The sequence below is a fragment of the Spongisporangium articulatum genome (genome assembly GCF_044465595.1).
GTDB lineage: Bacteria > Actinomycetota > Actinomycetes > Actinomycetales > Kineosporiaceae > Spongisporangium > Spongisporangium articulatum.
Genome location: NZ_JBITLV010000010.1, coordinates 20414 through 45869 on the forward strand (window position 1 = coordinate 20414; position 25456 = coordinate 45869).

Below are 25456 nucleotides of genomic sequence, written 5' to 3' on the forward strand. Positions count from 1 at the left end.
CTTCCCACGCTGTTCACCGGCCTCAAGCCGTCCCGGTGGGAAACCGAAACGAATCGGGCGGAGGATGGTGAGCGGGGCGGAAGCTTCGTGAAGGGACGTGGACGGCGTGCAGGGCGTGCAGAACGAGATGTCGCCGCAGCGACGGTCCGCTGCGCTGCGCGAACTGGAGTCGGGCGGTGAGCTCGACGTCCTGGTGATCGGCGGCGGCGTCGTCGGCGCCGGGGCGGCGCTCGACGCCGTGACCCGGGGCCTGCGCACCGGCATCGTCGAGGCGCGCGACTGGGCGAGCGGGACGTCGTCCCGCTCGAGCAAGCTGATCCACGGGGGCCTGCGCTACCTGGAGATGTTCGACTTCGGGCTCGTCCGCGAGGCCCTGCAGGAACGCGGCCTGCTGCTCAACCGGCTGGCCCCGCACCTCGTCCGCCCGGTGAAGTTCCTCTACCCGCTGCAGGCCGCGTGGGAGCGGCCCTACGTCGGGTCGGGCATCGCGCTCTACGACGCGATGGCCGCGTCCTCGCGCTACGGCGCCGGCCTCCCGCGCCACAAGCACCTGACCCGCCGCGGCGCGCTGCGCGAGGCGCCCGCCCTGCGCAAGGACTCGCTGACCGGGGCCGTGCAGTACTGGGACGCGCAGGTGGACGACGCGCGGCACACGATGACCGTCGTGCGGACGGCGGTCGGCTACGGCGCGCTCGCCGCGAACCGGGTGCGCGTCGTCGGCTTCGACCGGGTCGGCGAGCGGGTCTCCGGCGCGCACGTCGTCGACCTCGAGACCGGGCGCGAGTTCACCGTCCGGGCCAAGCAGGTGATCAACGCGACGGGGGTCTGGACCGACGACATCCAGGCCATGGCCGACACCCGCGGGCAGTTCCGGGTGCGGGCCTCGAAGGGCGTGCACCTCGTCGTCCCGCGCGACCGGCTGCCGCTGCAGACCGGGCTGATCCTGCGCACCGAGAAGAGCGTGCTGTTCGTCATCCCGTGGGGGCGGCACTGGATCGTCGGCACCACCGACACCGAGTGGGACCTCGACAAGTCGCACCCCGCGGCCAGCGCCAGCGACATCGAATACATTCTGCAGCATGTGAATTCGGTGCTCGCCAGCCCGCTGCGGCACGAGGACGTCGAGGGCGTCTACGCGGGTCTGCGGCCGCTGCTGGCGGGGGAGTCGGAGTCGACGTCGAAGCTGTCCCGCGAGCACGTCGTCGCCCACCCCGTGCCGGGCCTCGTCGTCGTCGCGGGCGGCAAGTACACGACGTACCGGGTGATGGCCGCCGACGCCGTCGACGAGGCGGCCCGCGGGCTCGACGCCCGGGTGCCCGACTCGTGCACGGCCGACGTCCCGCTGGCCGGCGCCGAGGGGTTCAAGCCGCTGTGGAACCAGCGGCACGAGTTGGCCCGCGCCTCGGGGCTGCACGTGGCGCGCATCGAGCACCTGCTGCGCCGCTACGGGTCGCTCGTGGACGAGGTGCTGACCCTGGTCACCGACGATCCGGGCCTGGCCGACCCGGTGCCGGGTGCGGACGACTACCTGCTGGCCGAGATCCCGTACGCCGTGCTGTTCGAGGGGGCCCGGCACCTGGACGACGTCCTGGCCCGGCGCACCCGGATCTCCATCGAGGCGTGGGACCGGGGTCTGGCGGCCGCCCCGGCCGCGGCCCGGCTGATGGCGCCGCTGCTCGGCTGGAGCCAGGCGCAGGTCGACCGCGAGATCGAGCACTACGAGTCGCGGGTGGCTGCCGAGCGGGAGTCGCAGAAGCAGCCGGACGACGCCACCGCCGACGCGGCGCGGCTCGGGGCGCCCGACATCGTGCCCACGGCCTGACGTCGACAAGATCACGGTGGGTGCCGCACCCGGGTGAGTGAAGCTCGCTCGAACCCGGCGGCTGCGCCGATCACGCCTTGCGCTGCGGGCCAGGCCGGACGACGATCGGCCCGTGGGTGTGACGGCGAGGGTGGTCGGTGCGTACCGGGGCGCGATCGGGCGGATCGCCGCGACCAGGTACGGCTCGCAGGTGTTCCGGCGGGTGCTGCCGCCCGTCGACCGGGCCCTGGTCCGGCTGACGAAGGGCCGGGCGAACTTCACCGACCACGTCATCCCGACGCTGATGCTGACCATGACCGGCCGGCGCAGCGGGAGGCCCGTCGAGCAGGCGCTCTGCTACGTGCGCGACGACGCGGGGGAGCTCGTCGTGGTGGGCACCAACTGGGGCGGGGCCGACCACCCGCTCTGGACCGAGAACCTGCTGGCCGACGCCGACGCCTGGGTGCTCGTGCGCGGTGAGCGCACCGCCGTACGGGCCGAGCCGGTCACCGGGGCCGAACGCGATCGCCTGTACGACCGGTTCGAGCGGATGGCCGTGCTCTACACCGCCTACAAGGGGCGGATGGGCGAGCGGGTGCCCCGCGTGTTCCGGCTCGTACCCCGCTGAGCCTGCTGACGCGGAAAGAGCCGAAAGGTCAGTCCAGCGGCAGGTACTCGATCGCGTCGACCCGGTTCGGGTAGAACGCGACGTGGTCCTTGATCTGCGACACGGCCTCGTAGGGCTCCTCGTAGGTCCAGACCGCGTCGGTGCCGCGCTCCCCGGCGGATGGGACGCTGAAGTACGCGGCCTCGCCCTTGAACGGGCAGTAGCTCGTCTGGTCGCTGCGTTCCAGGGCCGTCAGGTCGACGTCCGCACGCGGGATGTACGCGACGGGCGCGTAGTCGGCCTCGCGCAGCACCAGGGCCTGGCGGGAGTCGGCCAGCACCGTGTCCCCGACCCGCACGACCACGCGGGTGGGCGACGGCACGACGGTGATGGGGTGTTTGGGTCCGGGCAGCAGCACCATCTTGTTCGTCACACCAGTGGCAACCCGCGGACCGCCCGGCCCATTCCGGATGCAGCCTCCGAATAGGCCGGGCGGTCAGTTCGCTCGGATCACCCCAGGGTGACGGCGAGCTGCTCGAGCAGGTCGAGCGCCTCCTGGAGGCCGCCCTCCATGCCGGACTGGACGTGCATGTCCCGGTGGGCCGGTTCGGTGTGCTCGATCAGCATTTCGACCCGCGTGCGGTCGCCGCCGAGGTCGGTGAAGGTGAGGGTGTTGACCGAGTAGGCGTCGGGGAAGGCCTCGAAGGTCTCGGTCTGGACGATCCTCTCGGGCTCCACGATCTCGCGGAACTCGCCGTGGAAGGCCACCTCGAAGCCGCCGGTGGCGACCATCACCTGACGCCACCGGCCGCCGACCCGGAAGTCGCTCTCGACCAGTGTGGTCTCGCCGCGCTGCCCGCTCCACCACCGCTTGATCAGCTCGGGCTCGGTCCAGGCCCGCCACACCAGGGGCCGCGGGGCGGCGAACTCGCGCACGATCAGGATGGTCGTGTCGCTCGGCAGGGTGACCACCGCGCTGTGCGTGGTGGTGCCGTTCGTGACGGTCATCGGTCTTCCCTTCGTCCGGACTGCTCGTTCGCCTTCTCGGTGGTCATGAGGTCTTCCAGCACCGCGTCGAGCTGCCGGAAGCGCTGCTCCCAGCTGGCCTGGAACGCGGACACCCACTCGTAGATCTGGCGCAGGGGGGCGCCGTTCAGCCGGTAGATGCGCAACCGGCCCTCGTCCCGGAACTCCACCAGCCCCACCTCCCGCAGGACCCGCAGGTGCTTCGACACCTGCGGTTGGGCCAGGTCGAGCGCGACCACGAGGTCGGTCACCGGCCTCTCGCCGGTGGCGAGGAGGTCGAGGATCTCCCGTCGCCGCGGTTCCGCCACCGCGTTGAAGGCGTCCGTCGTGGTCGCTGCCCTGGCCATGACGCCATCGTATGCCTATATAGGCATACGTCAAGCCTGGCCGTGTTCGGGCCGGAGAGGGGACGGGTTACTTGAGGGCCGAGCCCTTGGTCCACTTGGACCAGGACAGGTTCCAGTCGTAGAGGCCCGGGTCCTGCGTGGCGATGCGCTCCTGCGGGCCGCGACCGGTGTTGGTCACGATCACCACGTCACCGGGGACCGCGTGGTTGTAGAAGTCCTCGGCGTCGGTGCCGGACAGGTGGATGCAGCCGTGCGAGACGTTCGCCTTGCCCAACTGCGGGTCCCAGTCGGCGGCGTGCAGGAACGTGCCCGACGCCGTGATCCGCGTCGCCCAGTACTCCTTCTCGGAGTAGTAGTCCGGGTCCTTCTTGTCGCAGGTGATCCGCGCCGAGCAGGAGTCCATGTTGATGACCTTGGACTTGTTCAGCACGACGTACGTACCGCTGTAGGTCTCCAGGCCGGGACGGCCGGAACCGGACGGCCAGGTGTCCTTCAGCTTGCCGTCCCGGTAGACCTTGACCTGGAGTTTCTTGGCGTCGTAACGGGTCACGTGCGAGGCGCCGATCGTGAAGGTCTCCGAGTAGTCCTTGCGGCCGTAACGGCCGTTGCCGGCCTTCACGCCCGCGATCTTCATGTCGAGCGTGACCTTGGTGCCCGGCGTCCAGAACTCCTTGGGCCGCCAGTGCACCTCCTGGTCGTTCAGCCAGGACCACGAGCCCTGCACCGCCTCGCCCGACGGCGTCTTCGTGGTCACCGACATGGCCCGCTCGATGCCGGCCTTGTTCGTGATCGGAACCAGGAACCGGACGTCGATCGGCTGACCGATGCCGACGGTGGTGCCGTCGTCGGGGGTGACCGTGAACGACACCTTCTTGGCGTCCGGCACCTTCTGGACCGTGAAGTCGAGCGTCTTGGTCTGCGCGGCGCCGCCCGTCGCGCCGGTCACCTGGGTGACGACCGAGTACGCGGACGCCGGGCGCGGCGCTTCCTCGGAGACCCAGGACGTCTTGTCGGCCGAGACGGAGCCCTCGAGCTGCTGCTCACCGTCGGCGGTCAGCACCTGGACCGACTGGAAGGTGCCGTTCGCGACCACGAGCTTGACCGGGTCGAGGTAGGAGACCTTCTCCTTGGACAGGCTGACCGTCGGGTTCGTCGGCGAGGGGGAGGCCGCCGCCCCGCCGCCCCCCGTCGGGCCGGAGTCGTTGCAGCCGGCCAGGAAGACGGCGCTCAGGGCCGCGGCCGTGATCATGGAGGCGGCAGACAGAAGCCGACCCGGGCGCCGGTGGCGCTCCGGGCCGGAGGCGTGCGTCCTGCGGATCAGTGCGGGCCGTCCTTTCGGGGTGGCCGCTGCCGACCACTGTTAAATCTCCTTGACCATCGTACCCGCGCGGGCCCGGCACTTCCGCCACTCGCGACACGTCCCAGGTGAACAGCAGGTTTTGACCACGCGGAACGGTCAGCGCAGGGCCTTCGCCAGGTACGCGACGTCGTCGGCGATGGTCTCCAGGGGCGTCTCGATGATCACGTCGCAGCCCGCCTCCCGGCAGATCTGCACGATCAGCTCGGCGTCGATCGTGCCCGATGCGTAGGCGGCGTGCCGGTCGGCGCCGGACCCCGCCTCGTCGCGGGAGCTGTTCGCGTGCACCAGGTCGATGCGGCCGGTGATCGCCTTGACCCGCTCGACGACGCCCGCCAGCTCCTCGCCCGCGGCCCAGGCGTGGCAGGTGTCGAGCACGAACCCGGGCCCGTACTCGCCGACCGCCTCCCACAACCGGCCCAGCCGGTCGAAGGTGCGGGCCATCGCATTCTCGCCACCGGCCGTGTTCTCGATCAGGATCGGGACGCCGTAGCCGCCCTCGGGCATCCGCTCGAACGTCTTGCGCCAGTTCTCGACGCCGACCTGCGGGTCGTCCTTCTGCGTCACGTGGCCGCCGTGCACGACCAGTCCCTTCGCGCCGACCCCGGCGGCGGCCGTGGCGTGCTCGGCCAGGATCTTCCGGCTCGGGATGCGGATCTTGTTGTTGGTGCTCGCCACGTTGATGAGGTACGGCGCGTGGATGTAGACGCCCAGCTCGGACGCCTTGATCTCCTCGGCCTTCGGGTGAGGCGGCGGTTTCTTCCACCCCTGCGGGTCGCCGAGGAAGAACTGCACCGCCTCCGCGCCCACGGCCGCGCCGTGGACGAGCGGGTCGGCGGAGTCGACATGCGCACCGATCAATGCCGAGTTGAGAGCCACGACCCCAACCTAGAACCCGGCACCGACAACTGCGAGGCTGACCCGGTGAACCGCTCGCGCTGCGCCGTGGCCGTCGCGCTCGCCGTTCTGGTGGGGACGACGTCGGCCTGCGGTTCGGCGGGTTCCGCACCGAGCACCCCCTCGAGTGGGGCGACCACGACCCCCGCGCTCCCGTCGTCCACCGGCCCGTCGGCCGTGACCACCCCGAGCCCGACGCCCGCCCTGAACGGCGCCACGCCCGCGCCGTCCTGGCTCGGGACCCGGGTGCTGAAGACCGGTTCCAGCGGATTCGGCATCTGGACCGGGAGGACGCCGAAATCCCTTGCCCCGCGCCGGATCATCACGGTCGACCTGCTGCCCCCGCCGGCGGACGGGCGGTTCCACGCCCACGTCGTGAAGGTGCCCGCCGACGTCCTGGCCCGCTCGACCTGGTCGGCGCGTTGCCCGGTCGCGGCGTCCCAGCTGCGGTACGTGACGGTGAGCTTCCGCGGGTTCGACGGCCGGGCCCACACCGGCGAACTGCTGGTCAACCGGTCGGTCGCGACCGACCTCGTCACCGTGTTCCGGAAGCTGTTCGCCGCCGGGTGGCCGATCGAGCAGATGCGGATCACGTCGCAGGCGGACCTCGACGCGAAGCCGACCGGCGACGGCAACGTGACCGCGGCGTTCGCGTGCCGCCCGGTGCGCGGGGCGACGTCCTGGTCGCAGCACGCCTACGGGCTGGCCGTCGACCTCGACCCGTTCCAGAACCCGTACGTCTCCGGCTCCACCGTGCTGCCCGAGCTGGCCCGCTCGTACACGGACCGTCGGCGCGGCTGGCCGGGCATCATCACGCGGAACTCGGCGCCGGTGAAGGCCTTCCGGTCCATCGGGTGGGGTTGGGGCGGCGACTACTCGTCGAAGAAGGACTTCATGCACTTCTCCTCGACGGGTGGTTAGACGCTCTCGAGCGGCCCGTCCCACGACCAGCGGGCCACGGCGAGACCGTCCGGAACCTGGTCGGGGGACTCGGGATAGCCGGCCATCTCGGCGACGACCCACGCGAAGTAGTCGTGCAACGTCGCGGCCAGCCGCTCGTCGGTGACCTCGACGTCGGCCAGGGCCTGGTCGAAGCAGGCGACGGCGCGGTCGTCCATCTCCTCGTGGCGGCCCTGCCCGGCGTGCATCCGCAGCACCAGCGTGTCGTCGCCGCGGTAGCGCGTCGAGAAGGTGGCGGGCCCGCCCCAGGCCTCGGCCCAGTACGCCGCCAGCCGTTCGGTGTGCTCCGGGTGGAAGCCGTGGCTGAACGCGTGGGACACGACCTCGTCGGCCAGCACCCGACGGTGCCAGGCCTCCGCCAGCCGCCGCACCCCGTCGTCCCCGCCCGCCGCCACGTACACGCTCCCCACCATGGTCGGCAGTATGGCCCGGGTCGTAGGTTGTCCGCGATGACTGATGTGGAGGAGACCTCCGTCGCCGGTCCGGCGGCGCTGGAGCCCGTGCTCGACCTGCTGGCCCGGCGCCTGCGGGAGGGCAGCCGGCCCGGGCACCGCACGGACGGCGCACGCCTGGCCCTGGTGATCGAGGGCGGCAGTTCCCGGGCCACCTACTCGCACGGGATGGCCATCGCCGTCGAGCAGCTCGGCCTGCTGCCCTGCTTCGACGCGGTGTACGGCTCGTCGGCCGGGGCGATCATCGGGGCGTTCCTGCTGGCCGGTCAGTCGGAGTTCAGCATCGCGGGCTGGCTGCACCCGAACCTGATGAGCACCTTCATCAGGCCGAGCCGGGTACTGCGGGGCGGCGTCGTGGCCGACATCGACTACCTGCTGAACACCGCCTACGTGGAGCTGGTCCCGCTGGACGCGGCCGCCGCCCTGGCCAACCCGGTGACCCTGCACCCGATCGCCACGGACGGCGGATCCGGGGCCGCGGTCGACCTCGCGCCCTGGGTGTCGGACGAGCGGTCGCTGCGCACGGCCCTGATGGCCAGCGCCTGCATGCCGGTGCTGGCCGGGCCGCCCGTGGAGTTCGCCGGGCGCTCGTGGGTGGACGCCGGGGTGGTGGAGAACATCCCCTTCCGCAGCGCCGCGGCCGGCGGGGCGACGCACCAGCTCGTGCTGCGCACCCGGCGCCCGGACGAGGTCGTGCCGCCGCCGTCGCGCACGGAGCTGCGCGTGGCCGGCCGGTACCTGGCCCGGCGCGCCCCCGGGGCGCTGGAGCCCTGGTTGGCCCGGCACGCCCTGCGGGGGGTCGACGAGACCGACCTGCTCGCCCTGCCCGCCGCCGTGCAGATCCGGCCGCCGGTCGGGTCCCCCGTCGTGAGTCGCACGGCCCGCGACCCCCGGCTGCTCCAGCGCGCGGTGAACCTCGGTCGGGAGGCCGCGCTCGCCGTCCTGGCCCCGGTCGCCGGTCTCTGACCGGGTCTCCTCCGACCGGGCCTCAGCCTCCGATCTCCAAGGTGCCGGCGGCGGTGGCCGGGCGGGAACCGTCGCTGTGGGCCCGGTCGAGGTAGCCGCGGGCCTTGACGGTCTCCGCCTCCAGGGCGCCGATGGTCGCGGCCATCGTGTCCAGGGCCTGCACCTTGTAGGTGTCGATCGCATCGATCGTGGCGTAGATGTTCGCGAAGGCGTTCTGCAGCTCGGGCAGTCCGACGGCGGCGGAGGCAGCCCCCTCCTGAATGCGGATCGAGTTGTCGCGCAACATCTTCGAGGTCGACTCGATCATCCCCGACGTCGTCGAGTTCAGGGCCGCGATCTGGTCGAGGACGAGCTGCTGGTTGGCGATCGCCTGGGCGACGATCACCGCGGTGCGCAGGGCGGAGACCGTGGTCGTGGTGGCTCGGTCGACCCCCTTGATCAGCTCGAGGTTGTTCTTGATGACGATGTCCGTCGCGAGGTAACCCTGGATGCTCACGGCCAGCTGGGTGAGCAGGTCCTGGTGCTTCTGCCGCACGTAGAAGAGCACGTCCTCGCGCAGCGCCTTCACCCGCGTCGGGTCGCCCGCCTCGAGGGCGGCGATGCGTTCGCTCAGCTGCGCGTCGAGCCGCTCGGCGACGTAGACGTACTGGTGGAGCCGGGCCATCGTCTGCCAGAGCGCCTGCTTCTCCTGGTTCAGCGAGGCGTTGTCGCGACGCAACTCGTCCTGGCCGTGGTACAGCGCCTGGATGATCGCGTTGAGGTGCGTCTGCGCCGACTGGTACCGCTGGAAGTAGCTGCGCAACCGGTCGCCGAACGGGATCACGCCGAGCAGCTTCCGGGGAGCGCCGGCCCCCTGGGGGTCGAGGTCCTCCACCGTGCGGCGCAGGTCGAGCAGCGTCTGGCCGACCTGCGAACCGCTCGACAACCCGCCGGAGTCGACGGCCCGGACCGGGACCTTCAGCAGCCGGTTCGAGGTCTCGGCCGCTTTGCGGATGTCGACGTCGCCCATCGTGCGGACGTCCTCCGCGCGGGCCGCGAACTCGGGCGACCTCGCCTCGGCGGTCAGGACGGAGTCGAGGTAGCGGTCCACCATGGCGTCCAGCCCGGGCACCGCCGCCGGATCGACGGCGGGGGCCAGCTCCGGAGCCTGCGTCGTGGTCACGGCGGGCACCGGGTCCGGCGGGGTCAGCGCGAGCGACGAGGTGTCGGCAGGCAGGGGTGTGGCCTCGGACATCGTTCCTCCTCGGGACTACTTCGCCGGGGTGTGCGGCTTCGACCCGTTGGCGGCGACCGCACCGGGCTCGGGCTGGCCCGTGCGGCCGGTCACCTCGCCGAGCAGGGCCGGCAGGTCGATGCCGCCGGCCTTCGCCGTCTCCAGGACCTGCAGCAGCAGGGTCGGCACCGACCCCGCGACCCGGGAGAGGGCGTCGTCTCCGGTGCCCCCGCCCGACAGCACGGTCAGGTTCGAGATGTTGCCCATGGGGGCGGCCACCTCGCGGGCGATCAGCGGCAGCGCGGCGATGAGGTCGGGCAGGACCCGCAGCCGGGCGGCCTCGTCGTTGAAGGCGCTCAGTGCGGCCGCCAGTTCCTTCTGACCCTCGGCCTCCGCGAGCAGCGCGGCCTTCTGACCCTCGGCGGAGGCCAGCAGCTTCGCCTTGTCCACCTCGGCCTGCGCCTCACCCTCGCGCTGGAGGGCGGCGGCGCCCGCGGTGCGGGCCTTCAGGTCGGCCTCACCCTGCAGTTCCCGCTGCCGGGCCGCGGCCTCCGCGGTGGCGATGGTGACCGCCTTGGCGCCCTCCGCCTTGGCCGTGGCGGCCTTGCGGTCGGCCTCGGCCGGGGCGATCACGTCGGCCTGCAGCGCCTGCTGGCGCTGGGCGGCCCGCTGCTGCTCGACCGCGATCTGCCGCTCGGTGCGCTCCTTCTCGGTCTGCACGTCGGCGAGGACGACGGCCCGCCGCGCCTCCGCCTCGGCCAGCGGTCCCGCCTGGTTGGCCCGCGCCTGGGCCGCCTTCACCTCGGTGTCGATGGCCGCCTGCTTCATGGCCAGCGCCCGCTCGGCCTCGGCGATGGCCTCGCGCGACTTGGTCTCGGCCGTCTGGCCCTCCTGGAAGGCCTGGGCCGCGGCGATCCGAGCGTCCCGGCGGGCCTGCGCCTCGCCGACCTCGGCGTCGCGGGTGACCTCGGCGATCCGCTTGCGACCCAGCGCCTCGATGTACCCGTTCTTGTCGCGCACGTCCTGGATGGTGAGGACGTCGAGCTCCATGCCGATCGCGCCCAGGGCGGCCCCGGCCTCCTCGGCCACCCCGCGGGTCAGCTGGTCACGGTTGCTGTTGAGATCCTCGACCGTCATCTTGGCGCAGATCGCGCGCATGTTGCCCGAGATGATCTCCGTGAGCTGGTTCTTCAGTTCCTCCCGGTTGGCGGTCAGGAACCGCTGGGTGCCGGTCTCGATCGCCTCGTCGGTGGAACCGAACCGGATGAGCGCGACCACGTCCACGGCGATCCCCACCCCGTTGCTGGAGATGGCGTTGCCGACGCTCACCTGGATGTTGAACGGCTCCAGGCTCATGAAGTCGACCCGCTCCAGCACGGGCACGCGGAACCGCGCGCCGCCGCGCACGATCTTGGGCCGGCCACGACCGGTGAAGACGGCCACCATGTTCGGCGGCACCTTCACGTAGTTCTTCGCGTACAGGGCCGCGACGAGGACGAAGACGACGACCACCGCCACGGGGGCGATGACGACTGGGGAGGTGACGCTCATCGAAGTTCCTTCTTCTCTCTGCCCGGTGACGGGCTTCCTGGGGTGGTGAAGTCAGTGGTTCGGCTCAGCCGAACGTGTTGTGGTGGACGACGACCCCGCCGTCCATGAGGTCGACGATGCGCACGAGCGAGCCCTTGGTGACACCCTCGGGCAGGTCGGCACTCGCCTGCTGCGTGACGCGCGCACCCTGGCGGTCGTGGAAGGTGACCTGACCGGTGCCCCCGGGGAGGATGTCGAGGGTCACGACGGCATCCCGGCCGACGTAGCTGTAGCGGCTCATCACCGAGTTGAACTGTTGGCGGGCCAGGGGTTTCAGAATCACCTGGTACACCCCGGCTCCGACCGCGACGAACCCGGCGAAGGCTACGGGCCAGCTCAGCAGGGTCGGCAGGCCGACGCTCGCGGCGAGGTAGCCGCAGGCCCCGAAGCCCACGGCGGCGGCGGCCAGCACCCGGATGCTGCGCCAGGTGGGTTCGTAGAGGCCGGGACCGTTCTGCAGGGCCCGGGTCTCGCTCGGCAGCTCCACATCGCGCGCGGCGCCGCCGGCGTGCTCCAGGTGGGCTTCGTGCCCGACCTCGACCCCGTGCGGCAGCTCGGCCCCGTGACCGGCCCCGAGGTCGTGCTCGAGGAACTCGCCGAGCAGCAGGCTGACCAGCAGCAGGAGGAATCCCGTCGCGCCGACCGACGCGAACACGATCTCCGACCCGGTCACCGACGATCCCCCTTCGTGCCGCGTACCCCGTGCGACGGGCTCAATCTAAGCCTCCCGGGGCCCGGCCGCTGCCGAATTCCTGACGAGGCAACGAGGCCGCCACTGCGGGAGTTCCACCCCGGCGGGCCCGGCGGATCCACCCTCAGGGATCAAGGCCGCGGTCCCGGCTGCCGATCTTGTCTCCCGAGTTGTCGTGCAGCCCAGCGCACCCCCCGAGGAGTCGTCGTGTCCTTCGCCGCCCTGTCCATCAAGCGGCTGATGGCCGTCCTGAGCGTCGGGATGCTGCTCTGCCTCGCGGTCATCGCCCCGCTGGTGGCGATCGAGTCCCGGCACGCGACCCACGCCGAGGCCCGGCTGAGGACGTACCTGGCGGCCAAGGAGCAGATCGAGCGGTACGCCTTCCTCGACCTGTCGGTGAAGTACGACAGCGTGGTGGCGACGGCCTACCCCCAGACCAAGGCCCAGCAGGACAAGCTGATGGCCACGGAGTCGGCCGAGATGGGCCGCCTGGTGTCCAGCCTCGACGAGGCGGACCTGAGCGCCGCCGAGCACGCGGCGATCGACGCCGTGCAGCAGGCCCGCGACGAGTACAACAAGCTCGACGTGACGAAGTTCGACCTCAGCACCCCGAAGGGGCTCGCCGAGGCCAGCGCCGCCTACAACGGGGCCACCGCCAAGCAGACCGCCGCGGTGAACAAGGCCAAGGGCCTGCTCCAGAGCGGCGTGGCCGAGCAGCAGGACCGGGTCCACGGCGCGGTCACCCGGATGCGGCTCGTGCTGCTCCTGTTGACCGTCGGTGGCGGCCTGGTGCTGTGCGGCGGCCTGGTGCTGTTCGGCCGGGCGCTCGTGCGGCGGATCGGTGCGCTCGACGCGGCCCTGTCGTCGGTGGCGGCCGGTGACCTGCAGGTCGAGGTCGACACGCGGGGACGCGACGAGGTGGCCGCCATGGCCCGCAGCGTCGAGGGCCTGGCCGCCAGGCTGCGCAGCGTCTTCGCCTCGATCGATCGCACCAGCGGCAGCCTGAACCAGACGGCCCTGTCGCTCGGCGAGGTGGCCGAGCGGGTCGACCGCTCGGCCCAGGAGACCTCGGACCAGGCGGGGGTCGTGGCCCGCACCGCCGACGAGGTGTCCCAGAACGTGCAGTCCGTGGCCACCGGCGGCGAGGAGATGGGTGCCTCGATCGAGGAGATCGCCCGCAACGCGCAGGAGGCGGCCGAGGTCGCGACCGGCGCCGTGGCTGCCGTGGCCACCACCACCGGCACGATGAACCAGCTCGGCGACTCGTCGCGCGAGATCGGTGACGTGGTGCGGCTGATCACCAGCATCGCCGAGCAGACCAACCTGCTCGCGCTGAACGCGACCATCGAGGCCGCCCGGGCCGGCGACGCAGGCAAGGGCTTCGCGGTCGTGGCCGAGGAGGTCAAGCAGCTGGCGCAGGAGACCGCGCGGGCCACCGACGACATCTCCCAGCGCGTCGACACGATCCAGGGCGACGCCGAGCAGGCGGCCCGCTCGATCGCCGAGATCGCCACGGTGATCACCCGGATCAATGAGTTCCAGACCACCATCGCCAGCGCGGTGGAGGAGCAGACGGCGACCACGCAGTCGATCACGGCCGGGGTGGGGACCGCCGCCACGGGCTCGGCGCAGATCGCGCAGAGCATCACCGGGGTGGCCTCGGCCGCCGACGCGACGGTGTCGTCGATGGGTGAGGCGCGCGCCAACGCCCAGCAGTTGCAGACCATGAGCGAGGAGCTGGCCGGGATCGTCTCCGGCTTCCGCTACTGATCGAGAACCGGGCGAATGTGACCCATGGGTAGCACCTAGACATTCCGTGACGGCGGGTCGACGCTGGGGAACATGCGACGACGGGGTCGGCGATCGGGTGTCCTGGTTCTGCTGCTGAGCGCCGGCACGGCCCTCTCCTCGGCGCTCGGACTGGTGGTCACCGGCGGTCCGGCCGGGGCCGCCGTCGTCCCGGCGGCGCCCGGTGGGCCCGGGGCGCTCTCGCACTTCGACCTGGCCCGCAAGGACTGCCTGGGCACGGCCCGGAACACGACGTCGAAGGTCTGGTACACGGTCGCCGGTGGCGTGCTCTCCGACGTCTACGCGCCGACGATCGACACCACGAACGTCGAGACGATGCAGTACGTCGTCACCGACGGCTCGACCTTCACCGACCTGCAGACCCGCGACACCACGTACACCGTGAAGAGCCTCGACCCGGGCGGGATGGCCTGCCAGGTCACCAGCACCGCCAAGAGCGGGAAGTACTCGCTGGTCAGCGATTTCGTCACCGACCCGGCTCGGGACGCGGTGGTCGTGCGGACCCGGCTGGTGCCGGCCCGGGGCGTCGCGGGGCTCAAGGTGTACGTGCGCTACGACGCGACCATGAACGGCAACGGTGGCGGGGGAGCACCCGACGGCGGCGCGGACGACGCCGCCGTCGACGCCACCACCGCCCTGGTCAGCTCGGACACCGTCACCGAGACCAACGCGCCGAACCGGGACTACGCGGTCCCGCTGTTCGGGGCGCTGCGGGCGGACAAGCCGTTCCTGGCCGCCAGCAGCGGGTTCGCGGGCACCGCGAGCGACGGTCTCACCCAACTCGACGCCGACCACACACTGGGCACGACGTACACGACCGCGACGCACGGGAACGTGGTGCAGACCGGGCAGGTGGACGTCGGGCGCGACGGCCGCTTCACCCTCGCCCTCGGCTACGGGAAGACGCAGACGTCGGCGGTCTCCGTGGCCGGTGCGGCCGCGCAGGCGCCGTTCGCCCGCACCGCGGCGAAGTACGTCGCCGGGTGGGCGGCCTACGACGCCCGGCTCAAGCGCCCGCCGGCCTCCTTCCCCGGCCTCAGGGCCGCCGACGCTTCGAAACTGCGCGCCGCGTACTGGTTGTCGGCCAACGTGCTGAAGGCGAGTGAGGACAAGACGTTCCCCGGCGCGGTCGTCGCCTCGCTCGCGAGCCCCTGGGGGCAGGCCGTGTCGGCCGGGGAGGCGCCCGACGGCAAGGGCGTCTGGTTCGGCTCGTACCGCGAGATCTTCGCCCGCGACCTGTACGAGGCGTTCACCGGCTTCCTCACCGACGGGGACCTGGCCACCGCGCGGGCCACCACCCGGTTCCTGTTCGAGCGGCAGCAGCTGGCCGACGGGCGGATGCCGCGCAACTCCCTGGTCAACGGCAAGCTCTCGAACGACTCCGGCGGTGATCAGCTCGACGAGACCGCCTACCCGATCCTGATGGCCTACCAGGCCGGGCTCTCGGGTGACTCGGCGCTGTGGACGGACCACGTGAAGAAGGCCGCCGACTTCGTCGTCGCGCACGGCCCGAGCTTCGGCTCGGAGCGGTGGGAGGAGCAGAGCGGCTACTCGCCGTCCACCATCGCCGCTGAGATCGCCGGGCTGGTGGCCGCGGGCCGCATCGCCGACGCCCAGGGCGACCATGCGTCGGCGCGCGTGTACCGGGCCACGGCCGACCACTTCCAGCGCAGCATCAAGGGCTGGACGGTCACGACCACCGGCCCGTACGCGACCGGCCGGTACTTCATCCGGCTGTCCAAGTCCGGCGACCCGGACGCCGCGGTCTCGTACGGGCTCGGCAACGGCGGCCCGACCGCCGACCAGCGGTCCGTGATCGACGCCGGGTTCCTCGAACTGACCCGGCTGGGTGCGCTGTCGCCCACCGATCCCGACGTGCAGGCGTCGCTGCCGGTCGTCGACTCGACCATCGCCCGGACCACGCCGAGCGGGGTCGGGTACTACCGCTACGGGACGTCGAGCGCCGGCACCGAGGACGGCTACGGAGACTGTTACGAACCCGACCCCACCGACTGTGCCCCGACCGGGAAGCCCTGGCCCGCAGGCAATTCCGGCTCCGGGCACCTCTGGCCGGTGCTGAACGGCGAACGCGCCGAGCAGCGCTTGCAGACCGGTGACCGGGCCGGTGCGGCGCAACTCCTGCTCAGCATGAACCGGTACTCCTCCGGCGTCGGGCTGGTGCCCGAACAGGACTGGGAGAATCCCGATCTCGCCGCCTCGCCGTACGGCACCGACCCGGCGACGGCGTCCATCGGGTTCCGGGCCGGGCAGGCGGCCGGTTCGGCGTCGCCGCTGACCTGGGCCCAGGCGCAGCAGGTCCGGCTCACCTTGAGCCTGGCCGGCGGGACCCGCCCGCTGGAGCAGCCGGACGCCGTCCGCGCGCGGTACCTGCCCACCGCGCCGGGCGCGGCGCCGGTCACCGTCACCGCCCCGGCCGACGGCGCGGTCGTCACCACCGCGACGGTCCCGATCACCGGGACGACGACGCCGGGCGCGACCGTCGACGTCGCCTCCACGGCGGTCGACACCGGGGGAGCGTCGTCCACCGTCACGGTGAAGGCGGCTGCGGACGGGTCGTTCTCGGCCACCGTCCCGTCGCCGTTCGGGACGTCGGTGATCACCGTCGCCGTGACCGCACCGGACGGGTCGACCGGCTACGCACGCCGGGCCGTGGTGTCGGACTTCATCACCGGCACCACCGTGCTCGACGTCACCGACCCGACCGGCGACGACCACGGGCCAGGCCCGTTCGCGTACCCGACCTCGGGCGACTTCACCCCGGGCGCGTTCGACATCCAGCGGTTCCAGGTGATCGTCAGCGGCCAGAACGCCGTCCTGCGGGTGCAGACCCGCGACCTGTCACCGACCTTCGGATCGGCACTGGGCGCTCAGCTGCTCGACGTCTACGTGCACACGCCGGGCGCCGGAGATACCTCCACGGCAGCCGCTTTCGCCTCCCGCAACTACACGATCGCGGCCGGCTCGGCCTGGAGCCGGCGCATCGAGGTGCAGGGCTTCGCGGCGCCGGTGTTCGTCGACGCGGCCGGCGCCTCGCTGGGCGACGTGACCGTGCAGGCCGGCCAGACGTCCCGGTACATCACGATGATCGTCCCGCTGGCCGCGCTCGGCACCCCCGGTCCGGGGTGGTCGTTCGCCGTCGTGCTGCACGGGCAGGACGGCTTCAGCGGCGACCAGGCCCGCTCGTTCGCCCCCACCGCCCAGCCGTTCCAGTTCGGCCTGTGCGCCCCGGGCGGGGTGAGCCCCGTCTGCGCGATCGACCCGGGGACGGCCCCCAAGGCGATGGACGTGATCACGCCGGCGGGCGTCGACCAGGCCACCGAGCTCGACCCGACGCTCGGCCCGGTGGTGATCGCCGGCGTCCCTGTGCCCTGACGGGTGCTTCGGCGGTGCTTCGGCGGTCAGTCGGACACCGCGCGCACGGCGTCCGCGACCCTCTTGGGCGCGGTGGTCTCCAGGGGTCGGGCCGCGGCGACCGGGATCAGGCTCCCGGGCCGGAACCGCTTCACGAACGCGGCCCGCCGGGCCACGGCCCGCACGTCCGCCGTGGTCGCGGGCGTGCTCGACGTCGTGCCGGTGCCTGCGGTCGAGGTCAGGTAGACCAGCGGGATCCTCGGTTCGCGACCGGCGTAGCGCTGGGCGGCCCGGAGCGTCTCGTACCGGCTGAGGTGTTCGGGGCTGTCGGTCTCGTCGCTGCCGGAGGCCGCCTGCAGGGCCTCGGTGCCGGCCTGGCCCGGGAACGGGGAGTCGAGCAGCACGAGCCCGGTCACCGCCCGACGGTGCCCGTTCGCGTACAGGTACGCCAGCAGCCCGCCGAACCCGGAGCCGACGAGCACGTACGGTCCGCCGATGTCGGCCTTCTTCAGCAGGCCCTGCAGGTCCGCGAGGGCGTCGGCCGGGGTCTGCGGCCCCGTCACCCGGTCGCTGTCGCCCACTCCGCGCCGGTCGTAGAGGCAGACCCGCTGATCGTCCTCCACGATCGACGCGAACGCCGTGCCGGCCTTGCGGGGGGCCGATCCCGCGCCGGCGGCGACGCTGTCGTGCAGGTAGACGACGGTGGGCGAGCCGGTGCCGCGGCAGCTCAGGTAGAGGCCGTGCCCGCCGAAGCCGTTCACCACGAAGCTGCCCTCGAGCGAGGCGACCGTCGGCTCCGGCGAGGCCGGGGCGCTCGAGGTGGGCGGCGTCGTCCCCGACCCTCCGCCGCCGCAGGCGGCCAGTGCCAGCGCCAGCAGGGCGGCGGTCAGGGTCCGGGCGTGTGCCGCAATCCAGCCCATGTCATGCCCTCACGTCCGAATCGGGCATCCGTGCGCCGTGCTTCGTGCTCCGTGTCCGTCGCCGCCCAGCCTCCCGGCGGGCGCCGGGCCGGGCAAGGAACGGTGCGGCGTGTCCCCCGCGGGCCGGCTTCGGTTCAAGCATCGGGGGAGATCAGCCGATTCACGCAGCGTGAGGTTCGTGGGGCTGGGCCGCCGACGGCCGGCGCGTTTGGCCGTATGGCTGACCGCGCTGGTCCTCGTGCCCCTGACCGCCATCGGCCTGCAGCTCTACGTCTCCGCCGCCGGCCGCTCCGAGGCCCGGGGGCAGGCCCGCGTCGTCGAGGTGAGCACCAGCCACCTGGTCAAGGTGGTCGCGCTGGGCGCGGCCGTCGCCCGCGAGCGCATCCCGACCACGATCGTCCTGGCCAACCTCGGCAAGGTCGACAGTCGGGAGGTGGGCCAGGCGATCGGGCTGGACGTGGACCGGTTCCTCAGCGAGAGCCAGGCCGCGACCGACGCCGCGCTGGCCACCCTGCCGGACGACGCCTGGGTGGCCCCGGTCCGCGCCCGGACCGAGGCGGCCCGCGCGGCCATGAAGGGGCCCCTGACCCGGGCGCGCAGCAACATCGCGCTCGACGGGCTGTGGGAGGCCCAGAAGGTGGTCCAGACGCAGGTCCTGTCCGAGATCGACGACATGCAGCAGAGCGTGGACGCGCTGGCCGTGACCGGCTCGGCCATCTCGGCGCTGCGGCGCGACCTCGAGTCGTTGCGGCAGGCCTACGAGCTCGTCGTCGCCTTCGCCAACGAGGGGGCCTCGGTGTTCGCCCTGGGCGACGTCGCCGTGGCCACCAAGTTCCCGGCCATCGACCCGAACAGCTACGTCACCAGCCCGCGGCTCGCGTACGTGACCGCCAACGCGCTCTACCGCTCCTACTCGAACCAGCTGCGGTTGTCGTCGGCCGGGGCCATCGCCAAGAAGTTCACCGAGGTGGACAACAGCGGCGACGCCCGGCTGATCGGCGTCTTCTTCGACCGGCTCGGTAAACGCTGGGCCTCGAAGTCCTTCGACGGCGTGGCGCCCAGGAGCGACCTCGCCGGCACCAACCTGCTGACCCGGGCCTTCCTGTCCATCGGCCTGCGGCACTTCGACTCGCTGAAGGGTCTGGTGCAGGTCGCCGGGCAGCAGGTGAGCGGCGACGCCCGCGCGATCCGCACGCAGGCCGACGACGCCTACCGCCAGATCTGGTTCGTGATGCTGGCCGCGGCGTTCGGGGCCCTGGCCGGGGTCGGCCTGCTCACCCGGGTCGTCACCCGGCCGCTGGCCCAGGTCGCCGCCCGCGCCCGCCGGATCGCCGACGGAGATCTCGAACCCGTCACCGCGACCGGCGGTCCGCGCGAGGTGCACGACGTGAGCAGCGCGTTCGACGAGATGGCCCAGAACCTGATCCTGCTTCAGCAGCAGGCCGACGCGCTGGCCGCCGGTGAAACCCGGCACGAGTCGCTGCAGAAGACCGTCCCGGGCGCGATGGGCCGGGCCGTGCAGGCGTCGGTCCAGCGGCTGTCCCAGTCGCTCGACGCGCGCCGGCAGTTGGAGGACCAGCTGCGCTACGAATCCACCCACGACGGGCTCACGGGCCTGCTGAACCGCGCGTCGGCGCTCGTCGCCCTCGAGCACGGCCTGGCCAGGGTGAACCGGACCGCGGGCGGGCTGGGCGTCATCCACGTGGACCTCGACCGGCTGGGGCTGATCAACGACCTGGGTGGGCCCGGCGCCGGGGACGCCGTCCTGAAGCACGTGGCCACCTCGATCTCGACCACCGTGCGCACCGGGGACATCGTGGCCCGGCTCGACTCCGACGAGTTCGTCATCATCACCGAGACAGACTCGGTCGACGTGCTGATGGAGCTGGCCCGGCGCATCCTCGACCGGCTCGGCGAGCTGACGCTGACCGAGCTCGCGCCGCTGAACGCCACCCGGCTGCGCGACGCCGGCCTGCCACCGGGTGTCGGGGCCAGCGCCGGGGTGGTCGTCGCGTTCGACGGGCTGCAGGACGCCACCGCGCTGCTACGTGACGCGGCCGACGCCATCCGTTCGGCCAAGCGCAAGGGCGGCGGGCACATCGAACTGCTGGACGACGAGCTGCGCCGCCTGGTCGAGCTGCGGCACAAGGTGCACGACGGGTTGCGCCAGGCCCTCGACGACGCCGACCTGCGGTTGCAGTACCAGCCGATCGTCGACACGGCCGGGCGGACCGCCGGGGTCGAGGCGCTGGTCCGGTGGACCAGCCGGGAGCTGGGCGTCGTCGCCCCCGACGTGTTCGTGGAGGCGGCCGAGTCGTCCGAGCTGGTGCTGGAACTCGACCGCTGGGTGCTGGCCGAGGCGCTGCGCCAGCTCACCGCCTGGGACGCCGCGGGGCAGCTGCCGGGCATCTACATGTCGGTCAACATCTCGGGCCGCCACCTGGGCAGCAACCGGCTCGTCCCCGACGTGAAGGCGGCCCTGGCCAAGGCCGGGGTGGCCCCCGAGCGCCTGCTGATCGAGATCACCGAGACCGTCCTGCTCTCCGACCTCTCGGACGCCGCCGCCGAACTGACCGAGCTGCGCGAGCTCGGCGTCCGGATCGCCGTCGACGACTTCGGCACCGGGTACACGTCCATCGCCCACCTGACCCACCTGCCCGTCGACATCGTGAAGATCGACCGGTCCTTCGTCGTCGGCATGGCCCAGGAGCGCGGCAAGGCGCTGCTCGGCTCGCTCGTCGAGATGGCCAAGGCCCTGAACCTGAAGACGGTGGCCGAGGGGGTCGAGACGGAGGAGGAACTCGCCGTCCTGCACGAGCTCGGCTGCGACCTGATCCAGGGCTACCTGCTGGGCCGGCCGTCCGACCCTGAGCTGCTCGGGGACCGGGTGACCCCGGCCAGTCAACCCGCTTGAGCGCTTGACTCCGGCGCTTCGGCGGCCGATCAAGAAATGTGAACTCGCTGCGCCGGCGCCTGAGCGCCATGCCGGTCCTGAACCGGATCCGGTTGATCACCGTGGTCTTCGGTGTGCTGGCGACCGTCGCGCTGACCGGCCAGCTCGACACGTCCCGGCCGGGCCCGGAAGTGGGCGTCGCGCTCGCGGCCATGGCGACCATCGCGCTGACGATGGTCCTCACCTACGCCCGCGGCCAGGTCCTGGTCGTCGACCCGCTGCTGCCGCTGCTGGTGGTCGTGTTCGGGGCCGCCGTCCAGGACCCGCGGGCCACCACCGGGGTGTGCGTCGGCATCGTCGTGGCCCAGTCGTTCTACGGCTCCACCCGGCGGGCCGCCGTCCGGGCGGGCCTCCTCGTGCCCGTGCTGCCGCTGGCCGTGCGGTTCAACCCGAATGCGGATTTCGGTGCGCTCGACCCGAGCGTGCTGTCGCTGATCCCGATCTTCATGATCTTCACGCTGCTGATCCGGGTGCTCAAGGGGTCGCTCGAGTCGCAGGTCGAGACCAGCGCCCGGGAGGCGCTGCTGGCCGCGACCAGCCGGCGCCTGCTGGGCTGCACGGACCTGGACGAGGTGCGCTCGATCGTCACCAGGGCCGGAGGTGAGCTGGTAACCCGGACGCCCGGGTTGGTGGTGCTGACCGTCGTCCGTCACGGGGTCCGGGCGCGCGTGCTGCGGGCCTACGGCGTCGCCGAGGACCTGGTCGGCCTGTCCGTGCCGATCGAGGCCGCCGCGCGCGGCGCGGGGGAGTCGTTGGACGGGCTGGTCGGTGGGCGCCGGCACTGGCGCGTCATCGAACTCGACCACGACGTGCTGGGGGCGGTCCACGGCGACACCTGCGAGGACGGCGACCTGCTGCTGCTCGGCCTGGACCGCCGGATCCCCGAGTCGGTGATCGATGCGTTCAGCTCCCTCTCCGCGCAGATGTCGATGGCCGAGACCGCCTGCCGGGCCCACGCCGAGCTCGAGCACCGGGCCCACCACGACGAGCTGACGGCCATGCCGAACCGGGCGGTGGTGTTTCACCGGCTCGCCGTGTCGCTCGAGGAGGCCGCGGCGCGCGGTGTCACCGCGGCCGTGATGGTCATCGACCTCGACGACTTCAAGACGGTCAACGACACCTACGGGCACGGCGGGGGCGACGCCCTGCTGGTCGAGATCGCCCGCCGGATGGTCGAAGTCGTCGGGAAGGACGGGATGGCGGCCCGTTTCGGCGGTGACGAGTTCGCGGTCCTGATGCCGAGCACCGACCGGTCGGCGGCCACCCGGCTCGCGCACGCGCTGCGGGCCCGGCTGCTCGAGCCGGTGGCGATGGGCAACGCGGCGGTCACGGTCGGCTGCAGCATCGGCCTGGCCCTGAGCGACGGTGAGCGCACCGCGACCGACCTGGTGCGGTGCGCGGACATCGCGATGTACGCGGCCAAGGCGGGTGGGAAGAACCGGGTCGAGGACTTCTCCGAGGAACGCCACGGCGCGATCGCCGAGCAACGCATCGCCCAGCCGACGGCCTGAGCCTTTGTAGGCTCGGGGTGTGACTCCTGCCCGTACTCCCGGTTGGTCCGGCCTGCGCGGGTTGCGGGTCGGGGTGTGGGGAGTCGGTGTCGAGGGCCGTTCCACCCTGCGACGGCTCGCCGCCGAGGGCGTCGAGGTGGCCGCGGTCGTCGACCGGGAGGGCGGTCGGCTGGACGACGACCGCCCGGTTCTCGGGTTCGGCGCCGGTGGGTTCGAGGCCCTGGTGGCGTGCGACGTGGTGGTCCGCAGCCCGGGGATCAGCCCGTACGGTGCCGAGTCGCTTTCCGTTGCGAGCGCGGGGGTTTCGGTGCTCGGTGGGCTGGGATTGTGGCTGGAGTCGGCGCCGCGGTCGCGGGTCGCCTGCGTGACCGGGACCAAGGGGAAGAGCACGACGACGGCCGTCGCCGGGGCGTTGGCTCGGGGGCTCGGGGCCGGCGTCTTCGTGGGCGGCAACCTCGGGACGCCGCCCTGGGACCCGTCGCAGACGCCGGCCGACTGGTACATCGTCGAGGTGTCGAGCTACCAGGCGTACAGCGTGACGGCCGGTCCGCGGGTCGTGGCCGTGACGTCACTGGCCCAGGACCACCTGACCTGGCACCACGGGTACGACAACTACGTGCGCGACAAGCTCTCGCTGTGCACCCGGCCCGGGGTCGAGACCGTCGTGGTGCCCGCGGCCGACGCCGAACTGACGCGCCACCGGTCGTTGCTCGGTCCGTCCGTGGATCTCGTGGGGGATGCCCACCCGGCGTGGGTCGACGTGTTGCCCCTGCTCGGGCACCACAACCGGCGCAACGCCCTGGTCGCCGCCCGCGTCCTGCAGCGGCTCGGGGTGCCGGGGGCGGACGACCCCGCCCTGCTGGAGAAGGCCGCGACGTCGTACGAGCCGTTGCCCAGCCGGCTCACCCCGGTCGGCACCGTCGGCGGCGTCGACTTCGTCGACGACAGCCTCAGCACCAACGCGTTGGCCGCCCTCGCCGCCGTGTCCGCGTTCCCCGGTCGTCGACTCGCGCTGCTGGCCGGTGGGGACGACCGCGGCATCGACTACGGGCCGTTGGCCGACGGGCTGGCGGCCCGCGGGGGAGCGCTGCGGGTGTTCACGGTGCCCGACAGCGGGCCCCGGATCGCGGCCGAGTTGCGTTCGCGTGCAGCGGAAGTCGACGTGGTCGAATGTCCGGACCTGGTGACGGCCGTCGGTCTGGCACACGCCTGGGCGGTGCCGGACGGCGTCGTCCTGCTCTCACCGGCCGCCCCGAGCTTCGGCGTCTTCCGCGACTACCGCGAACGCGCCGAGGTCTTCACCCGCGCCGTCCGCGAGCTGACGTGACGGCGCTCGCCCGCGAACCGCTGGCATCCCGTCGGCACCTCTGGTCATAATCGGAGCAGATTTCACACCGTCCACGCGGTTCGCGTGGGTTCGTGGTGTTCTGTGACGGGTGAGCTGGGGGAGACCGGGGGATGACGGAGCTCGCCGACGCACGGGCCGAGCCGCCGTCTTCGGCCCCGGGCGAGGCGGGGCCGGCCCGCTGGTCCGACCGCTGGCCACCTCCGCCCCTGGTCGGGGTGTCGTCGGGGCGGGCCGTGCGGATCAACCAGGAGTACGCGCGTTGGCGGCCGCACCTGAGCCCGTTCTTCGTGGCCTTCGCGATCCTGCTCGTCTGGTACATCGGCTCGTACCACGTCAACCGCACGCCGCTGGGCTGGGCGGTCACGATCGTGTGGTGCTTCCCGATCGTCGGCGTGCTGGTCGGGTTGCAGGGCGTGGCCATGCTCAAGTGGCGCTGGCGCCGGCAGCAGCACAGCCCGCCGCCCCTGCTGGTGACGCAGGAGTCGTTGATCGTGGTGGTGCCGAGCATCGCGCGTGACGACACCTACCCGGCCCTGCAGCGGTCGTTGCTGAGCTTCGTGAAGCACCTGCCCGCGCACTTCATGCACCTGCGGGTCGACGTCGTGGTCGAGGAGGGCTGCGAAGCGGGCGGCAAGATCCGGCGGCTCGCGCGGCGCCACAAGCAGCTGCGGGTGCTGACCGTCCCGGCGTCCTACGCCACCCCCGCCGGGACCCGGTTCAAGTCCCGGGCGAACCACTACGCGCACGAACTGCGCATCACCGAAGGCGAGGCGCGCGAGGACATCTGGGTCCTGCACATGGACGACGACACCGGGGTCGGGCCCGACACGGCGCAGGCGCTGGCCGAGTTCGTGCACCGCCAGCGGCGGGCCGGCGCCGACGCCAAGCACCTGGCCCAGGGCATCCTCAGCTACCCGCGCGAGAACGCGGCCAACTACTTCACGTGGCTGGCCGACGCCGTCCGCCCGGCCGACGACTTCGCCCGGTTCCGCGCCCTGACCGGGACAGGCACTCCGGTGGCCGGGGTGCACGGCGAGCTGCTGGTCATCCGCGCGTCGGTGGAGGCGACGATCGGCTGGGACTTCGGCCCGTCGTCGATCGTGGAGGACTCGCAGTTCGCGCTGAACTTCTGCTACCGGTACCCGGGTCGCAGCGACTGGTTCAACGGCCGCTGCTACGGCGCCTCCCCGGCGACCGTGCGCGACTTCGTCCGGCAGCGCGAGCGGTGGGCCTGGGGTCTGGTCGGGCTCGCGTTCAACCGGTCGATCCCGTTCCGGTACCGCGCCTTCCTCGGCCTGTCGGTGTTCACCTGGATCCTCGGCCCGCTGCAGCATCTGGGCGTCGTCCTGCTGATCGCCTGGGCCACCGGGTCGATGAACACCTCGCCCGTGACCCAGTCGGCGGTGCTGCTGTGGAGCATCAACTTCGGGTACATCATCTGGACCTACTGGGAGGGGTTGCGGCTCAACGCCCTGTCGTCGCGGGAGCGCAAGCGGCGCTGGTACGAGCCGATCCTCGTGATCGTGCTGATCCCCGTGTTCTCCCTGCTCGAGGGGGCCGGCGGGCTGCGCGGCTTCCTGAAGTTCTTGCGCCGCAAGGAGAACAGCTTCACCGTCATCGCGAAGCCGGTCTGAGC

20 protein-coding genes are annotated in these 25456 nt (G+C 72.2%); 10 read left to right on the forward strand and 10 right to left on the reverse strand.

The genetic code is table 11. The annotated features are described in order from the left end of the window. Window positions 1-127: 127 nt before the first annotated feature. Entirely contained in the window at window positions 128-1822 is a 1695-nt protein-coding gene (locus ACIB24_RS22350; protein WP_398284487.1) for a glycerol-3-phosphate dehydrogenase/oxidase, read from the forward strand. Between the two features lie 112 nt (window positions 1823-1934). Next, complete coding sequence (locus ACIB24_RS22355) at window positions 1935-2429, forward strand: nitroreductase family deazaflavin-dependent oxidoreductase (protein WP_398284424.1); 495 nt, start codon at window positions 1935-1937, stop codon at window positions 2427-2429. A gap of 28 nt (window positions 2430-2457) precedes the next feature. Here ACIB24_RS22355 and ACIB24_RS22360 read toward each other — a convergent pair whose 3' ends face one another. From ACIB24_RS22360 to ACIB24_RS22380, 5 genes are all read right to left on the reverse strand, one after another. Then, window positions 2458-2829 carry a DUF427 domain-containing protein gene (locus tag ACIB24_RS22360; protein WP_398284488.1) on the reverse strand — a complete coding sequence of 124 codons (372 nt, stop codon included), beginning with the start codon at window positions 2827-2829 and terminating at the stop codon, window positions 2458-2460. Window positions 2830-2918: 89 nt separating this feature from the next. Next, the gene (locus tag ACIB24_RS22365) at window positions 2919-3416 is read right to left on the reverse strand and encodes an SRPBCC family protein (RefSeq protein ID WP_398284425.1); all 498 of its coding nucleotides are present in this window, start codon (window positions 3414-3416) and stop codon (window positions 2919-2921) included. Continuing rightward, window positions 3413-3781 carry an ArsR/SmtB family transcription factor gene (locus tag ACIB24_RS22370; protein WP_398284426.1) on the reverse strand — a complete coding sequence of 123 codons (369 nt, stop codon included), beginning with the start codon at window positions 3779-3781 and terminating at the stop codon, window positions 3413-3415. Before ACIB24_RS22370 ends, ACIB24_RS22365 begins: the two co-directional genes overlap by 4 nt. Before the next feature lie 67 nt (window positions 3782-3848). Continuing rightward, window positions 3849-5030, reverse strand: coding sequence for a L,D-transpeptidase (locus ACIB24_RS22375; protein ID WP_398284427.1), 1182 nt, complete (start codon window positions 5028-5030; stop codon window positions 3849-3851). Window positions 5031-5237: 207 nt separating this feature from the next. Beyond that, entirely contained in the window at window positions 5238-6017 is a 780-nt protein-coding gene (locus ACIB24_RS22380) for a deoxyribonuclease IV (RefSeq protein ID WP_398284428.1), read from the reverse strand. A 45-nt stretch (window positions 6018-6062) separates the two neighbouring features. On the opposite strand from ACIB24_RS22380, the gene ACIB24_RS22385 reads away from it, so the two are divergent. Continuing rightward, window positions 6063-6956 carry a M15 family metallopeptidase gene (locus ACIB24_RS22385; protein ID WP_398284429.1) on the forward strand — a complete coding sequence of 298 codons (894 nt, stop codon included), beginning with the start codon at window positions 6063-6065 and terminating at the stop codon, window positions 6954-6956. Here ACIB24_RS22385 and ACIB24_RS22390 read toward each other — a convergent pair. Continuing rightward, entirely contained in the window at window positions 6953-7408 is a 456-nt protein-coding gene (locus ACIB24_RS22390) for a globin domain-containing protein (protein ID WP_398284430.1), read from the reverse strand. The two genes, ACIB24_RS22385 and ACIB24_RS22390, sit on opposite strands and share 4 nt — an antisense overlap. A gap of 36 nt (window positions 7409-7444) precedes the next feature. Between ACIB24_RS22390 and ACIB24_RS22395 the strand changes: the two genes are divergently transcribed. Then, complete coding sequence (locus tag ACIB24_RS22395; RefSeq protein WP_398284431.1) at window positions 7445-8413, forward strand: patatin family protein; 969 nt, start codon at window positions 7445-7447, stop codon at window positions 8411-8413. 22 nt (window positions 8414-8435) lie between these two features. Here the strand turns inward: ACIB24_RS22395 and ACIB24_RS22400 are convergent, their stop codons facing one another. The 3 genes from ACIB24_RS22400 to ACIB24_RS22410 all read right to left on the reverse strand — a co-directional run bounded on the left by ACIB24_RS22400 (window position 8436) and on the right by ACIB24_RS22410 (window position 11889). Continuing rightward, window positions 8436-9647 (reverse strand): toxic anion resistance protein, encoded by a 1212-nt coding sequence (locus ACIB24_RS22400; RefSeq protein WP_398284432.1) that lies wholly within the window; start codon window positions 9645-9647, stop codon window positions 8436-8438. Between the two features lie 15 nt (window positions 9648-9662). Continuing rightward, window positions 9663-11177: a flotillin family protein gene (locus ACIB24_RS22405; protein WP_398284433.1), complete on the reverse strand. Its 1515-nt coding sequence runs from the start codon at window positions 11175-11177 to the stop codon at window positions 9663-9665. A 64-nt stretch (window positions 11178-11241) separates the two neighbouring features. Then, window positions 11242-11889: a hypothetical protein gene (locus ACIB24_RS22410; protein ID WP_398284434.1), complete on the reverse strand. Its 648-nt coding sequence runs from the start codon at window positions 11887-11889 to the stop codon at window positions 11242-11244. Between the two features lie 225 nt (window positions 11890-12114). Between ACIB24_RS22410 and ACIB24_RS22415 the strand changes: the two genes are divergently transcribed. Continuing rightward, complete coding sequence (locus ACIB24_RS22415) at window positions 12115-13677, forward strand: methyl-accepting chemotaxis protein (protein WP_398284435.1); 1563 nt, start codon at window positions 12115-12117, stop codon at window positions 13675-13677. Window positions 13678-13749: 72 nt separating this feature from the next. Beyond that, complete coding sequence (locus ACIB24_RS22420; RefSeq protein WP_398284436.1) at window positions 13750-17109, forward strand: glucodextranase DOMON-like domain-containing protein; 3360 nt, start codon at window positions 13750-13752, stop codon at window positions 17107-17109. Between the two features lie 26 nt (window positions 17110-17135). On the opposite strand, the gene ACIB24_RS22425 is transcribed toward ACIB24_RS22420, so the two are convergent. Next, complete coding sequence (locus ACIB24_RS22425; RefSeq protein ID WP_398284437.1) at window positions 17136-18008, reverse strand: alpha/beta fold hydrolase; 873 nt, start codon at window positions 18006-18008, stop codon at window positions 17136-17138. A 169-nt stretch (window positions 18009-18177) separates the two neighbouring features. Between ACIB24_RS22425 and ACIB24_RS22430 the strand changes: the two genes are divergently transcribed. The 4 genes from ACIB24_RS22430 (at window position 18178) to ACIB24_RS22445 (ending at window position 25454) form a co-directional block, all read left to right on the forward strand. Then, on the forward strand, window positions 18178-20922 hold the full coding sequence (locus ACIB24_RS22430) for a putative bifunctional diguanylate cyclase/phosphodiesterase (RefSeq protein WP_398284438.1): 2745 nt from the start codon (window positions 18178-18180) through the stop codon (window positions 20920-20922). A gap of 38 nt (window positions 20923-20960) precedes the next feature. Further along, window positions 20961-22472, forward strand: coding sequence for a diguanylate cyclase domain-containing protein (locus tag ACIB24_RS22435; RefSeq protein WP_398284439.1), 1512 nt, complete (start codon window positions 20961-20963; stop codon window positions 22470-22472). Between the two features lie 19 nt (window positions 22473-22491). Next, window positions 22492-23799, forward strand: a complete 1308-nt coding sequence (murD, locus tag ACIB24_RS22440; protein WP_398284440.1) for a UDP-N-acetylmuramoyl-L-alanine--D-glutamate ligase — start codon at window positions 22492-22494, stop codon at window positions 23797-23799. Window positions 23800-23930: 131 nt separating this feature from the next. Next, window positions 23931-25454: a glycosyltransferase family 2 protein gene (locus ACIB24_RS22445; RefSeq protein ID WP_398284441.1), complete on the forward strand. Its 1524-nt coding sequence runs from the start codon at window positions 23931-23933 to the stop codon at window positions 25452-25454. The last annotated feature ends 2 nt before the right edge of the window (window positions 25455-25456 follow it).